Annotated in this window: 12 protein-coding genes and 1 pseudogene; 12 read left to right on the top strand and 1 reads right to left on the bottom strand. The window is 35.6% G+C overall.

All coding sequences use genetic code 11. The annotated features are described in order from the left end of the window. The first annotated feature begins 140 nt into the window (after positions 1-140). The 9 genes and pseudogenes from serS to BLV35_RS04255 all read left to right on the top strand — a co-directional run bounded on the left by serS (position 141) and on the right by BLV35_RS04255 (position 9089). Positions 141-1412 (top strand): serine--tRNA ligase, encoded by a 1272-nt coding sequence (serS, locus tag BLV35_RS04295; protein WP_091085252.1) that lies wholly within the window; start codon positions 141-143, stop codon positions 1410-1412. Positions 1413-1538: 126 nt separating this feature from the next. Then, entirely contained in the window at positions 1539-3317 is a 1779-nt protein-coding gene (locus BLV35_RS04290; RefSeq protein ID WP_091085249.1) for a tetratricopeptide repeat protein, read from the top strand. A gap of 123 nt (positions 3318-3440) precedes the next feature. Further along, positions 3441-3752: a DUF4286 family protein gene (locus tag BLV35_RS04285; protein ID WP_091085247.1), complete on the top strand. Its 312-nt coding sequence runs from the start codon at positions 3441-3443 to the stop codon at positions 3750-3752. A gap of 133 nt (positions 3753-3885) precedes the next feature. Further along, entirely contained in the window at positions 3886-4665 is a 780-nt protein-coding gene (gene rsmA, locus BLV35_RS04280; RefSeq protein ID WP_091085786.1) for a 16S rRNA (adenine(1518)-N(6)/adenine(1519)-N(6))-dimethyltransferase RsmA, read from the top strand. After that, the gene (gene mgtE, locus BLV35_RS04275) at positions 4655-6007 is read left to right on the top strand and encodes a magnesium transporter (protein WP_091085244.1); all 1353 of its coding nucleotides are present in this window, start codon (positions 4655-4657) and stop codon (positions 6005-6007) included. Before rsmA ends, mgtE begins: the two co-directional genes overlap by 11 nt. 87 nt (positions 6008-6094) lie before the next feature. Continuing rightward, the gene (gene proC, locus BLV35_RS04270; protein ID WP_091085783.1) at positions 6095-6871 is read left to right on the top strand and encodes a pyrroline-5-carboxylate reductase; all 777 of its coding nucleotides are present in this window, start codon (positions 6095-6097) and stop codon (positions 6869-6871) included. Positions 6872-7410: 539 nt separating this feature from the next. Next, positions 7411-8349: pseudogene (locus BLV35_RS04260) on the top strand (2-hydroxyacid dehydrogenase); the annotation flags it as partial. Positions 8350-8433: 84 nt separating this feature from the next. Continuing rightward, positions 8434-8760, top strand: coding sequence for a VOC family protein (locus BLV35_RS19720; RefSeq protein ID WP_394331040.1), 327 nt, complete (start codon positions 8434-8436; stop codon positions 8758-8760). Positions 8761-8807: 47 nt separating this feature from the next. Then, positions 8808-9089: a TM2 domain-containing protein gene (locus BLV35_RS04255; RefSeq protein ID WP_091085238.1), complete on the top strand. Its 282-nt coding sequence runs from the start codon at positions 8808-8810 to the stop codon at positions 9087-9089. Positions 9090-9152: 63 nt separating this feature from the next. On the opposite strand, the gene BLV35_RS04250 is transcribed toward BLV35_RS04255, so the two are convergent. Continuing rightward, positions 9153-10955: a GNAT family N-acyltransferase gene (locus BLV35_RS04250; RefSeq protein WP_091085235.1), complete on the bottom strand. Its 1803-nt coding sequence runs from the start codon at positions 10953-10955 to the stop codon at positions 9153-9155. Between the two features lie 137 nt (positions 10956-11092). On the opposite strand from BLV35_RS04250, the gene BLV35_RS04245 reads away from it, so the two are divergent. The 3 genes from BLV35_RS04245 to BLV35_RS04235 all read left to right on the top strand — a co-directional run bounded on the left by BLV35_RS04245 (position 11093) and on the right by BLV35_RS04235 (position 14050). Next, positions 11093-11857, top strand: coding sequence for an exodeoxyribonuclease III (locus BLV35_RS04245; RefSeq protein WP_091085233.1), 765 nt, complete (start codon positions 11093-11095; stop codon positions 11855-11857). A 40-nt stretch (positions 11858-11897) separates the two neighbouring features. Next, a complete protein-coding gene (locus BLV35_RS04240; RefSeq protein WP_091085231.1) occupies positions 11898-12839 on the top strand; it encodes an OmpA/MotB family protein in 942 nt (313 codons plus the stop codon). A 170-nt stretch (positions 12840-13009) separates the two neighbouring features. Continuing rightward, positions 13010-14050: an aldo/keto reductase gene (locus BLV35_RS04235; RefSeq protein ID WP_091085229.1), complete on the top strand. Its 1041-nt coding sequence runs from the start codon at positions 13010-13012 to the stop codon at positions 14048-14050. Positions 14051-14095: the final 45 nt, after the last annotated feature.

Below are 14095 nucleotides of genomic sequence, written 5' to 3'. Positions count from 1 at the left end.
TGTGCTGCTTTGCGAAACAACTATTTTTTTAATCAGATAAAATATTATTTCCCCAACACTTTGTCTGATAAGTCTCAAACATTTCCTTAAATTTGCTTTCTTTATAGAGATAAAAACCCAAGAGTTATAAAATTCAAGCTATGTTACAAATTGCATTTATTAGAGAGAATCAAGAGAAAGTAATCCAAGCTTTGGCAAAAAGGAATATGGATGCCAAAAGTGTTGTGGAAGATGTCGTACAACTAGACGAAAAACGTCGTGCTACACAAGTAGAGTTAGACGGAATTTTAGCTGAATCTAATAAACTGTCCAAAGACATTGGCGAATTGATGAAGAACGGTGAGAAATCGAAAGCCGCTATCCTAAAAGAAAAGACCGTTTTAAACAAGGAGAAAAGTAAGAAACTGGCAGAAATCGCTGATGCAATTGCTGCTGAACTTACCGAGAAGCTATATACATTGCCCAATCTTCCCGCAGCTATTGTACCAGTAGGAAAAACGCCTGAGGAAAACCTAAATGTTTTTGAAGCAGGTGAAGTTCCTGTCTTGCACGAAGGCGCGCAACCACATTGGGAATTAGTAAAAAAATACGATATCATTGATTTCGAATTAGGAAATAAAATTGCTGGAGCGGGGTTTCCGGTTTATAAAGGAAAAGGAGCGCGATTACAACGTGCCTTAATCAATTATTTCTTAGATAAAAATACGGCAGCGGGTTATAATGAAGTGCAAGTACCTCATATGGTAAACGAAGCTTCGGCTTACGGAACGGGACAATTGCCAGACAAAGAAGGTCAAATGTACCATGACGCTACTGATAATTTGTATTTAATCCCTACGGCCGAAGTTCCGGTGACTAATATGTTTAGAGATGTAATCTTAAACGAAAATGAGTTACCCGTTCTTACTACAGCCTACACGCCATGTTTCCGTCGTGAAGCAGGTTCTTACGGAGCACATGTACGTGGATTGAATCGTTTGCATCAATTTGATAAAGTGGAAATTGTACGTGTAGAGCATCCTGATAAGTCATACGAAGCTTTAGACGGAATGGTAGAACACATAAAAGACATACTGAACGAATTGAAATTGCCATACAGAATTTTACGTCTTTGTGGTGGAGACATGGGTTTCACATCGGCATTGACTTATGATTTTGAAGTATTTTCTACTGCGCAAGACCGTTGGTTAGAAATCAGTTCAGTTTCTAATTTTGAAACTTTTCAGGCCAATCGTTTGAAATTGCGTTTCAAAGATAAAGATGGAAAAAACCAATTAGCACATACCTTAAACGGAAGTTCATTGGCTTTGCCAAGAGTTCTTGCGGGAATCCTTGAAAATTACCAAACTGCTGAAGGAATCGTAATACCTGAAGTTTTACGTCCGTACTGCGGGTTTGATATCATCGATTAAATTACTGCCTTCTTTTATTAACCGCTAATTCGCAAATTTTTCCTTTTTTAAAGTAATTGAAATTTGCGAATTTGCGGTTAACTTAGGTTTTGATGATTAATGGTTCTGTGAATTATAATACAAATTATGAAAAAGCTCTTTCTACTCATCACTTTGTCATTCTCGCTTTTTTCGTTTGCTCAAAACGAACAGTTAGCGCAGTATTATTATGACAAAGGTGATTTTGAAAAAGCAAAAATAGGCTATGAAGAATTGTTGCTCAGCGTTCCTCAAAACATGCAGTATTTTTTAAGAACTGTTGATTGTTATCAGCAATTGAAGCAATTTGACAGTGCAGAGAAAGCAATCCAAACACGACTAGACAAATACAACCAGGGAAATCTTTTAGTAGAACTGGGTTATAATACTCAGCTACAAAAGAATGAGGCTAAAGCCAAAATTTACTACGACCAAGCGATAGACCGAATCAAGAAAAATCCGAATGAAGTCTATGGAATATCCAATTCATTCGAGAAAAAAGTGTTGTTAGAATATGCTCTAAAATCGTATCAAACTGCTTCAGAGGTAGAACCTAAATTTAATTTCAATTATCAGAAAGGATTGCTTTACGGGCAATTAGGGAATACAGAAATGATGATTTCCACTTTTTTGGATGAATCGTACGCGACTCCGCAAAATTCGATAATGATTCAAAATCAATTGTCTCGTTTCATGACAGATGATAGTGATGCTATCTTTAGTGAGATGCTGAGAAAAGGATTAATTGTACGGGTGCAAAAAAGCCAAGATTTGTTTTGGAACCGTTATTTGAGTTGGTTTTATGTGCAACAAAAGGAATTTTCGAAAGCCTTTATTCAAGAAAAAGCGATCTATAAACGGAATCCGGAATCCCTGTCTAATATTGTCAATTTAGCGCATCTTGCCGTTGAAGAGGACGATCAGGGAATGGCGGTTGAAATTTTAGGATTTGTACTGGAAAACACTAAAGATCTTGAATTACTTGTTCAGGCAAATACGTACTTGATCAGCATAAAAATAGAAAAGGCAAAGGAAAAAGATTTTGCAAATATCAATGCAGAAATAGAAGCTTTGTTGACAGAATATGAAATCAGCCCTTTTACCTTATCTTTGCAATTAATTCAGGCGCATTTTGTGGCTTTCAATTTAAAAAATCCAGAGCAAGGACGAGCAATTATTAAAAAAGCGCTCGACTTACGATTGGATGATTATAAAGTCGCGCAGGTCAAAATGGAATTAGCGGATATTTTACTTTTCGAAGAAAAATTCAATCAGGCATTAATCTACTATTCTCAAATTGAGATGGATTTAAAAAATGATGTGGTAGCTCATGAAGCCAGTTTAAAAGCAGCTAAAACGAGCTATTTTAAAACCGATTTTGTTTGGGCGTTGAAGCAGTTTAAAGAACTAAAATCAGCCAATACCCAACTGATAGCAAATGATGCACTAGAATATTTTCTATTGATAAATGATAATACTGCAGCTGATTCGACACAAACAGCCTTAAAGGAATTTGCAAAAGGAGATTATCTTTTATATCAGAATAGAAATCAGGAAGCGATAGCTCAGTTTCAATCGATCTTGAAAAATCACAAGGGACAGGAAATAGAAGCGGTTACCTTATTGCGGTTAGGAAAAATTTATGAGAAGACAGCCGACTATAATTTGGCTTTAAGCCAATATCAAGAAATTATTGACCATCATAACGACGGAATTTACATTGATGAGGCTTTGTTTTTTTCGGCAGAGATTTATAATAAAAAGTTGAAAGAAGTAGAAAAGGCCAAGCCGTTATATGAAAAGATAATTTTCAATCACGAAGACAGTATCTATTTTGTAGAAGCCAGAAAAAATTTCAGGCAATTGCGAGGAGATACTAATTTATAAATTCCCTCTAACTCCCGAAAGAGAAATTAGAGCAAAAGAAATAGAATGCTATAACATATAGAATAACGAGTTTGAGTTAGAATGTAAAATCCTAAATCTAAATTCTTAAATCCTAAATTTAAAATGATAATATACAACGTTACCACAAACATACATGAAAGCGTTCATGACCAATGGATGATATGGATGCAGCATAAACACATTCCCGAAATTTTGGCTACAGGAAAATTTACTGCCGCCAGATTAGTTCGGGTATTAATAGAAGAAGAAATGGGCGGTGTGACGTATTCTGCGCAGTACACAACAGATAGTAAGGAGACACTTGAAAAATATTATCAGGAAGACGCACCAAGATTCCGTGAGGAAGGAGCAAAATTGTTTGGAGAAAAAATGCTCGCATTTAGAACAGAATTAGAAGTAATTTCTGAACATTAAATCGAGTAATCAGTATACCGTTTTGAGTATTCAGACAATAATAGCAAACCTACTTTTTTCATAGTCGCTAAAAGTAAGTTGCAATCAAAATTACACGTAGTGCGTTAGCGACTTCGTGGTAAAACAAAATAAAATGGAAAAAGTAAAAGCCAAAAAACACCTCGGACAACATTTCTTGAAGGATGAAAGCATCGCTAAGGATATTGCCGACACCTTGAACTTGGAAGGATATGATGATATATTAGAGATAGGTCCTGGAATGGGTGTTTTAACTAAGTATTTGTTAGACAAACCAGTTACTACTTATGTCATCGAAATCGATACGGAATCAGTAACCTATTTGGATGAAAACTATCCAAAATTGAAGGATAAGATTATCTCAAAAGATTTTTTGAGGTACAACATAAACGAAATTTTTGAAGGGAAGCAGTTCGCTATCATCGGGAATTTCCCGTATAATATTTCGACGCAAATTGTCTTTCGAACATTAGAATACCGCGATCAGATTCCTGAATTTGCGGGTATGTTCCAAAAAGAAGTGGCACAACGCATCTGCGAAAAGAAAGGGACAAAAGCATACGGAATACTATCTGTTTTAGTGCAAGCTTTTTATGATGCAGAATATTTGTTTACGGTAGATGAAAATGTTTTTATTCCGCCACCAAAAGTAAAATCAGGTGTTTTACGTTTGCGAAGAAAAAAAGATTATAGTTTGCCTTGCGGGGAGAAATTATTTTTCACCGTAGTTAAAACGGCTTTTCAACAACGTCGCAAGACAATGCGAAACAGTTTGAAAACAATGAATTTATCCGATAGTTTAAGAGAAGATCCTATTTTTGACCTTCGTCCAGAACAGTTAGATGTAGCGCAATTTATTGAACTTACCCAAAAAATAGAAGCCGATGGAATTTAAAATCAGTAAAGACTTAATACTCGAATTAGAGCAACACATTGTTAACAAGGATGACGCTGGATTAGAGCGTCTTCTTGGTGAGATGCACCACGCCGATATTGCCGAGATTCTGGACGAACTAGATTTTGACGAGGCCACTTATATATTTAAAGTATTAGATTCAGAGAAAACATCTGAAATACTTCTAGAGCTAGAAGACGATTTAAGGGAAAATATCTTAAAACGACTTTCTCCAAAAGAGATTGCAGAAGAGCTGGATGAACTGAATACCGATGATGCGGCCGATATCATCGCCGAGCTTTCGCAGTCCAAAAAAGAGGAGGTAATCTCTGAGTTAGATGATTTAGAACACGCCAAAGATATTATTGACTTACTGCGTTATGATGAGGATACCGCAGGGGGATTAATGGGGAAAGAGTTGGTGAAAGTGAATGAAAACTGGAGCGTACTTACTTGCGTAAAAGAAATGCGTGCTCAAGCTGAGAATGTATCTCGAGTGCATTCTATTTACGTGGTTGATGATGAGAATAGATTAAAAGGAAGGTTGTCTCTAAAAGACTTATTGACGACTTCGACTAAAACACAAATTTCTGATATTTACATCAAGAAAGTAACGTTTGTAAATGTAGATGCGGAGGATGTTGAGGTAGCACGTATCATGCAAAAATACGATCTAGAAGCCATTCCAGTAGTAGATGCTATGGGGCGACTCGTAGGGCGTATTACGATTGATGATATTATTGATGTCATCAGGGACGAAGCAGATCAGGATTACCAGTTAGCGGCTGGTATCTCTAAGGATGTTGAGGCTGATGATAGTATTTTAGAGCATACAAAAGCGCGTTTGCCTTGGTTAGTTTTAGCATTACTAGGAGGTTTTATTTCCGTAAAAGTGCTAGGCTTATTTGAAGGAGCTATGTTAAAGCATGGAGAGCTATTCTTCTTTACCCCGCTTGTTGCCGCAATGGCAGGAAATGTAGGAGTGCAATCGTCCGCAATTATTGTACAAGGTTTGGCAAACAATACCTTGACAGGGTCTTTATTTAGTCGATTAACAAAAGAAGTGTCTTTAAGCTTGCTTAATGGGTTTATTCTAGGGATTATATTATTTGTAGGAAGTCATTTTCTTTTAGATGTCGAAATTGTTATTGGGGTAATTGTAACTACGGCATTAATGTCTGTAATTATAATCGCTTCATTAATAGGAACATTTGTACCTCTATTGTTGGATAAATTTGGCATTGACCCCGCTTTAGCTACAGGACCATTTATCACAACAAGTAATGATATCTGTGGGATTCTTATTTACTTCTCAATTGCAAGAATTATTTTAGGATTTTAATACCATCGCAGTGATTTTAAAAAAGAAAACAAGCTGTTATTGATAGCTAAATTATTGACTACTAAACCGAAAAACCATAAAATAGAAATGAAAGTACATATAATAGGAGGGGGGAACCTTGGGACTTCAATCGCAATAGGGATATCTAAATTTTCGAAAAATAATCAAGTTACTGTAACCCGAAGAAATACGGCAAGTATTGCTTATCTAGAAAAGGCAGGAATAACTGTTTCATCAGATAACACACACGATATTGAAGATGCAGACGTAATTATTCTTACTATAAAGCCATATCAAGTGGATGTCGTTTTGGCTGATATACTTCCAAAAATCAATAATAAAACAATTGCTTCTGCAGTTAGTGGCTTGTCCATCGAAGCGCTTCAAGGCAAGATAGGTGACAAAAACCAGGCGATGCGAATCATGCCTAATATTGCAGCACAATTTGGAGAGTCTGCAACCTGTATTTCATTCGATGAAAATAATAAAGCACAGGCTCAGGCTGTTATTGATTTGTTTCAGGATCTAGGTACTGCTCCGGTTATAGATGAAAAATTAATGGATGCCGCTACTGTTTTGGCTGCGAGTGGAACTGCTTTTGCCTTGCGTTACATTAGAGCATCAATGCAGGCGGGTATCGAAATAGGATTTGATTGGAAGACGGCGTTGGCCATTTCGGCACAAACGGTTAAAGGAGCGGCTGAAATGCTTATGGAAGAACAGGTGCATCCGGAACAATTAATAGATAGAGTAACAACTCCTAAAGGCTGTACCATTGCAGGACTTAACGAAATGGAAATGCATGGATTTAGCTCCTCATTGATAAGAGGAATCAAGACTTCTTTAAATCAAATAAAAGGTTAATTTTAAACGGTTGTAGTGTAAACTTCAAATAGATAAGTTTTGAAAGTGCTTATTGTTAGGTTGTTATGGTGCTGTGCTGTGTAAGACAAAAGTGTAATAACATGTAGTTCGTCGGATTATATTGCCATACATCGAAAAACAGTCTAAGTGTTTTATTTAAATTGTATTTTAATGTAAATTTGTAATAGCCCTATTATCTACTCTTACTTTTCTATCTAATGGTATAATTGAAAACTAACAATTAATATACATTATGATGAAAAATTTACTTTACAGTTTTTACGAAAGAATTTCTAATTTTTTATTTGGAGGAGAAAAAGTTTCGCCATTTTAAAGAATTGAACCAGGTGTTTTAGCGAGCTTACTGATAATAGTATTCACTATGAATAGTATTAAATTGAAAACCATTTCTAAATTTATATAATTTGGAAATGGTTTTTTTTTTTTTTACTTTGTCGCGATTCGAATGTATTTGGCTCTTAAAACTATAAACCGTATTTTTTTTATTAATTTTGATTTTTAACTTAGAAATCATTTTCATGGATATTAAAATTCTTCATATTGATAGCAACAATGCCATTTTAATGAGGCAATTGCAAGAACTGGGTTTTGAAAATCACGAAGATTTTACTTCCTCGAAAGAAGAAATCGAAGCCAAAATACAATCATACCAAGGAATAGTAATTCGGAGTCGTTTTAAAATTGATAAAACCTTTTTGGATAAAGCCACTAATTTGCAGTTTATTGCCCGTGTAGGCGCCGGCCTTGAAAGTATTGATTGCGACTATGCGATATCAAAAAACATAACGCTGATTGCCGCTCCCGAAGGGAATAGAAATGCGGTTGCTGAACATACTTTAGGAATGATTCTGTCACTTTTCAATAATTTGAATAAAGCAGATAGGGAAATTCGATCAGGACATTGGAACAGAGGAAGCAATAGAGGTCATGAGTTAGACGGCAAAACTGTTGGTATTATAGGTTATGGTAATATGGGTAAATCCTTTGCCAAAAAACTTCGCGGTTTTGAAGTGGACGTATTGTGCTATGATATTCTGGAGAACGTTGGCGATGCCAATGCAAAACAGGTTTCTCTAGAAGAATTACAGCAGAAGTCAGATGTGTTGAGTTTGCATATTCCATGGACACCTGAAACCAATAAAATGGTCGATGCTACTTTTATCAACGCTTTTGCGAAGCCTTTCTGGGCATTTAATACGTCTAGAGGAAACAATATTGTAACAGCAGATTTAGTTGCTGCTATGTCGGCAGGAAAGGTTCTGGGGGCAGGACTTGATGTGTTGGAGTATGAGAAATTATCATTTGAAACTCTTTTTCAAGATAAGAACACCCCTGAAGCGTTCCAATATTTATTAAAAGCAGAAAATGTGATATTATCACCTCATGTCGCCGGATGGACTTTCGAGAGCCACGAACGTCTGGCGCAAGTTATTGTAGATAAGATTAAAGCAAAGTATTTTGGCGAAGATAAAATTGCGGTAGATGAAAAACGAGTTACCGGAATAGGGGGACTGTTTTTTAAGTCAAAAAACGCTAAAGAATTGGTTGCTTGGTACGGCAAACACTTAGGGTTGAAAACAGACGACCATGGTTCTACCTTTTGGTGGAAAGATAGTAAGGGTAATGATTGTTCTACGCAATGGTCTCCATTTGCAGAGGATACGACTTATTTTGAGCCAAGTGAAAAGCAATTTATGCAGAATTTTAGAGTACATAATTTAGAAAATCTACTCCTGGAGTTACAAGCAGAAGGTGTCACTATTGTTGGAGAAATGGAGAGCTATGATTACGGTAAATTTGGTTGGATCTTGGACCCTGAAGGAAACAAAATTGAACTTTGGGAGCCAATTGATTACATTTTTAAATAAATTTTAATATATTTATTCTTCAAATATTGATCAACTAATCAATTACTATGGAAAACTCAAAACATGAGGCGTGGAATAGCCCACGACCAGTTCATGAAGACAATAAAAAAATAGCTGCCGGTTTATTGGCGATTCTTCTAGCACCATTTGGAATTCATAAATTCCTTTTAGGATATACGACAGAAGGAATAATATGGCTAGCCATTAGCCTTTGTACTTGTGGGACAGTTACTGCTTTGCTTGGACTTATAGAAGGAATCGTTTACTTGACTAAATCAGATGAGGAGTTCTATCAAACCTATCAGGTAAATAAAAAGGGCTGGTTTTAAACATAAAAAAGTCTCGACATCGTCGAGACTTTTTTATGTTTATTTGAAAGTGATTAGAACTAACTAATCTTCTTTGTCAGCTAGTTTTCTTTCCAGTTCTGCCTGAAACTCTTCCATAACAGGTTTCATAGTGCTTTCTGGAATATCGGCGATTCTTATGTACATTAAGCCATCGACAGCATTATTGAACAATGGATCAACATTAAAAGCAACCACTTTTGCATTTTGTTTGATGTATTTTTTGATTAAAACCGGTAAACGTAAAACACCTGGTTCCAACTCATCGATAATTTTGTCGAATTTATTTAAATCAGCTTCTGTTTCATTAAAAATAAAATCTTTATCAGCATCTTTCAGTTTTACTTTATAGGCTTTCTTAGGATGAATATACTGCGCGATGTAAGGATCGTAGTAGTTTGATTTCATGAATTCAATCATCAAAGACTTAGAAAAATCAGAGAATTGATTGCTGATACTTACACCTCCAAGAAGGAATTTATGTTCTGGAAAACGTAAAGTAGTATGAATGATTCCTTTCCAAAGCAAGAAAAGAGGCATTGGTTTTTGTTGGTATTCTTTGATGATGAATGCACGTCCCATTTCTATAGACTTGTTCATCATGTCATGAAGTTCCGGCTCAAATCGAAAAAGTTCATTCAAGTAGAAACCTTCGATTCCGTATTTGGGGTAGATTTCTGAGCCTAGACCCATTCTATATGCTCCTGCGATTTTCTTTGCCTCATCGTCCCATAAGAATAGATGGTGGTAGTATTGGTCAAACTTGTCTAAATCAATAGGTTCATTTGTTCCTTCTCCCACTTCTCTAAATGTGATTTCGCGTAATCGTCCAATTTCATGAAGAATATTCGGAATTGAGTTTGCTTCCGCAAAAAAGACTTCGTAGTTTTTGCTTTGTAAGAGTCTACAATCCTTATCTCTTAAGGTGTCGACTTCTGCAATTATTTTTTCTCCATTTGCCGGAGTTACTATTTCCTTAGGGCTTCTGGGGATTTTTAAATGTGGCGTGGTCAATAACTTACTCTCTTTCTCATATGGATTAGCTAACATATAGGTTTTCTTTCTCAAGAATTCCGAATAAAGCTCTGTTGTTTTGTATTCGTTTTGTTCAGCGACAGATATAGGTTTTCCAATTCGTACTTTTATAACACGATGCTTCTGACTAAAAACTTCTGAGGGTAATTTTGCAGTACGAAAGGTTCCGCTAATTTTAGAAAGGAAGTAAAATAACCAACTATTTTTAGCGTGAAAATAAATAGGAACAACGGGAACTTGCGCTTTACGGATTACTTTAATTGCTCCTTCTTCCCATGGTTTGTCAACCATAAGTTTTCCGTCTTTGTAGCTAGAAACTTCTCCTGCAGGAAACATTCCAAGTGGCTTTCCATCACTCAAGTGACGTAAAGTTTCCTTGATCCCTATCACACTTGATTTAGCATCCTTATGATTTTCAAAAGGATTGACGGGCATGATGTATTTTTTGAGAGGCTCAATTCTATGCAATAAGAAGTTTGCAATTATTTTGAAATTTGGTTCTCTTTCGAGCATTAATTTCAATAACAAAACACCATCTATGCCACCTAAAGGATGATTAGAAATGGTTATGTAAGCACCTTCTTTTGGTAGTCTTTTAAAATCCTCTTCGGGAATTTCAAATTTTATTTGTAAGTCGTCTAATATGGCATTTAAGAAATCAACATCCTTTAAATGTTTATTACCGTCATAAAATTCATTAAGCTTGGATATTTTTAATGCTTTCATTAAAAGCCAGCCGGAAAAAGTTCCCAGAATTCCATATTTTTCAGCATTTATTGCTTTTGCAACTTCTTTTGCGGTAACTAAACCCATTTACGTATTGTTTTTTGAGCGAAAAACAAAGATAGACAAAAAGTCTATTATTAGGCTATTTCAGGATTGGATTTTCTTGTTTTTTCCACTGTTTCATTTGTATTTTCATTACTTTTGAAATTCAAAATTATATCAAAATGAAGATTATATCTTATAACGTTAACGGAATTCGTTCTGCAATTTCTAAAGGATTCATTGATTGGTTACAACAGGCAAATCCTGATGTGGTTTGTCTTCAAGAAATTAAGGCGTCGCCGGAACAACTTCCATTATTGGATTTTGAATTAGCGGGATATCCGTATCATTATTGGTTTCCAGCTACAAAAAAAGGGTATAGCGGAGTTGCTATTTTATCAAAAATAAAGCCGAATAATGTCGTTTTTGGGACGGGAATTGAACACATGGATTTCGAAGGAAGGAATATCCGCGTAGATTTTGATGAGTTGTCAGTGATGAGTTTGTATCTGCCTTCAGGGACAAATAGTGAAAGATTAGATCATAAATTTATGTTTATGGATGATTTCCAGAATTACATTACAGATTTAAAGAAAGAGATTCCTAATCTGGTGATTTGTGGTGATTATAACATATGTCACGAAGCTATAGATATACATGATCCCATTCGAAATAAAAAAGTATCTGGTTTTTTACCGGAAGAAAGAGCTTGGCTTGATACATTTTTGAATAATGGATTTATTGATAGTTTTCGTTTTTTAAACAAAGAACCAGATAACTATACTTGGTGGACCATGAGAGTTCCCACTGCTAGACTCAATAATAAAGGATGGCGTATCGACTATTGTTTAGTAAGTGAGCCTTTAAAAGAAAGAATAAAAAGAGCTCTTATTTTGCCCGAAGCAAAACATTCTGACCATTGTCCCGTTTTAGTGGAGATAGAGTAGACTTTTAATAAAATGCAACATAATTTTTAAAGTATAAAAAATGATAAAAAGAATTTCACTAGGATTGTTAATTGTAGCACTTTCAACTTCTTGTGTTTCCAAGAAAATCTACAATGATTTAGAAAATAAGTTCACAGATTTAAAGAAAGAAAACAGAACTTTAGCTGATGAAAACTCAGATCTTTTGCAGGCAAAGAATCAACTAGAGTTGGATCGAGATGCTTTGAACACGGAGCTAAGTAAAGTAAAATCAGAACGCGACAAATGGTTGGCTGATTATGGTGCTTTAAGCAATAAAATGGATGTGATGCAAGAATCCTACAAAGCATTGGAGAAAAATAGCAACGAAGCATTGCAAATTAATATGAGTAAGAATCGTGATTTGCTTTCTCAATTAGATGCTAAAGGAAAAGCTTTGGCAATTGAGCAAGAGCGATTAAGTAAAAGTGCCCAAAGATTGCAAGAATTAGAATCATTGATTGCTGCCAAAGAAGCGACGATGAAAAAATTGAAAGAAACACTTTCAAACGCATTGAATAGCTTTGAAGGAAAAGGCTTGACCGTGGAGCAAAAAAACGGTAAAGTTTACGTTTCCATGGAAAATAAATTATTATTCAATTCTGGTAGTTGGGCTGTAGGTTCCGAAGGAAAGAAAGCGGTAGTAGAACTAGGAAAAGTCTTGGGAGACAATCCTGATATTTCAGTTTTAATCGAAGGGCATACTGATGATGATCGTTTCAGTGCATCAGGTCCTATAGCTGATAACTGGGATTTATCTACTAAAAGAGCCACTGCTATAGTTGCAATTTTAAGCGAAAACAAAAACATTAATAAGCAAAACTTAACGGCTGCAGGACGCGGAGAATTTTCGCCATTAGCTAGTAATGCTTCAGCAGAAGGAAAAGCAAAAAACAGAAGAATTGAGATTATCTTAACGCCAAGATTAGATGAAATCGCTGAAATGTTGAATGAAATAAACTAAACTGTGTAGTTTTAAATTTAAAAGGTTCAGCCGTTAGACGCTGAACCTTTTTGTGTTTAATATAGTGAACGTTTCTAAAAAATCTGTTAACGCTCTACTATGAACTGTCAATAAAAGGTACATTTGTAGCTACATGCTTTTGATTTTTTTTTAAACTTTTAATGTAATATATGAAATATACAACCCTACCCAATACTGAAATAAAAGTTAGCAAAATATGCCTAGGTACCATGACTTTTGGCGAACAAAATACTGAAGCAGAGGGACATGAGCAAATGGACTATGCGCTTGAACAAGGAGTTAACTTTTTTGATACAGCTGAGATGTATTCTGTTCCGGCACGTGAGGAAACCTACGGTAGTACGGAAAGAATTCTTGGAACCTGGTTTAAAAAAACAGGAAGAAGGGAAGAAGTTGTTTTGGCATCAAAAATTGGAGGTCCTAACCCTAATTTCGCTTATATGCGCGATACCACTGACTTCTCAGCTGCAAGTATAAAATATGCGTTAGATAATAGTTTACAACGCCTTCAAACTGATTATATTGATTTGTATCAATTGCATTGGCCAGAAAGAAAAACAAATTATTTTGGTCAAAGAGGGTTTAAGGTGCAAGAAGAGGATGCTTGGGTAGATAATATTCACGCCGTTTTAGACACATTAGGAGACTTTATAAAGGAAGGTAAAATTAAGCAAATCGGACTTTCGAACGAAACTCCATGGGGAATCATGCGTTTTCTGGAAGAAAGTAAACACCATAATTTGCCGAGGATAAAAACAGTTCAAAATCCTTATTCATTATTGAATAGGCTTTATGAAACTGGGTCAGCTGAAATTGGTTATCGAGAAAACGTGGGATTGCTAGCTTATTCTCCAATGGCTTTTGGGGTGCTATCAGGAAAATTCCTAACGGGAGAAAAACATCCTAAAGCAAGGATTAATTTGTTTCCTCAATATTCAAGATACAACAGCGCCCAGTGTACCGAAGCAACAAAACTCTATCAGGAGATTGCTCGAAAAAATGGGTTAAGCTTAACGGAATTGTCATTGGCTTTTATCGAACAGCAGCCTTTTGTGACTAGTACGATTATTGGAGCTACAACGATGGAACAATTGAAAGAAAACATAGATACTATTCAAGTCTCATTATCTGATGAAATATTGAAAGCAATTGATGAAGTACAGGCTATAATTCCTGATCCTGCACCGTAATGAGTCGTAATGAAGTAATCATTATAAAAACCCAATAGGTAACAA

The organism is Flavobacterium gillisiae (assembly GCF_900107635.1).
Taxonomy (GTDB): domain Bacteria; phylum Bacteroidota; class Bacteroidia; order Flavobacteriales; family Flavobacteriaceae; genus Flavobacterium; species Flavobacterium gillisiae.
Note: the sequence above shows the minus strand (reverse complement) of the source record. Positions and strands in the feature narration are given on the sequence as shown.

Bases quoted from the DNA above. Each gene is read 5' to 3' on its own strand.
- serS (WP_091085252.1), top strand. From the start codon at position 141: ATGTTACAAATTGCATTTATTAGAGAGAATCAAGAGAAAGTAATCCAA.
- proC (WP_091085783.1), top strand. From the start codon at position 6,095: ATGAAAGTACATATAATAGGAGGGGGGAACCTTGGGACTTCAATCGCA.
- mgtE (WP_091085244.1), top strand. From the start codon at position 4,655: ATGGAATTTAAAATCAGTAAAGACTTAATACTCGAATTAGAGCAACAC.
- BLV35_RS04235 (WP_091085229.1), top strand. From the start codon at position 13,010: ATGAAATATACAACCCTACCCAATACTGAAATAAAAGTTAGCAAAATA.
- BLV35_RS04240 (WP_091085231.1), top strand. From the start codon at position 11,898: ATGATAAAAAGAATTTCACTAGGATTGTTAATTGTAGCACTTTCAACT.
- BLV35_RS04255 (WP_091085238.1), top strand. From the start codon at position 8,808: ATGGAAAACTCAAAACATGAGGCGTGGAATAGCCCACGACCAGTTCAT.
- BLV35_RS04285 (WP_091085247.1), top strand. From the start codon at position 3,441: ATGATAATATACAACGTTACCACAAACATACATGAAAGCGTTCATGAC.
- BLV35_RS04250 (WP_091085235.1), bottom strand. From the start codon at position 10,955: ATGGGTTTAGTTACCGCAAAAGAAGTTGCAAAAGCAATAAATGCTGAA.
- BLV35_RS04290 (WP_091085249.1), top strand. From the start codon at position 1,539: ATGAAAAAGCTCTTTCTACTCATCACTTTGTCATTCTCGCTTTTTTCG.
- BLV35_RS04245 (WP_091085233.1), top strand. From the start codon at position 11,093: ATGAAGATTATATCTTATAACGTTAACGGAATTCGTTCTGCAATTTCT.
- rsmA (WP_091085786.1), top strand. From the start codon at position 3,886: ATGGAAAAAGTAAAAGCCAAAAAACACCTCGGACAACATTTCTTGAAG.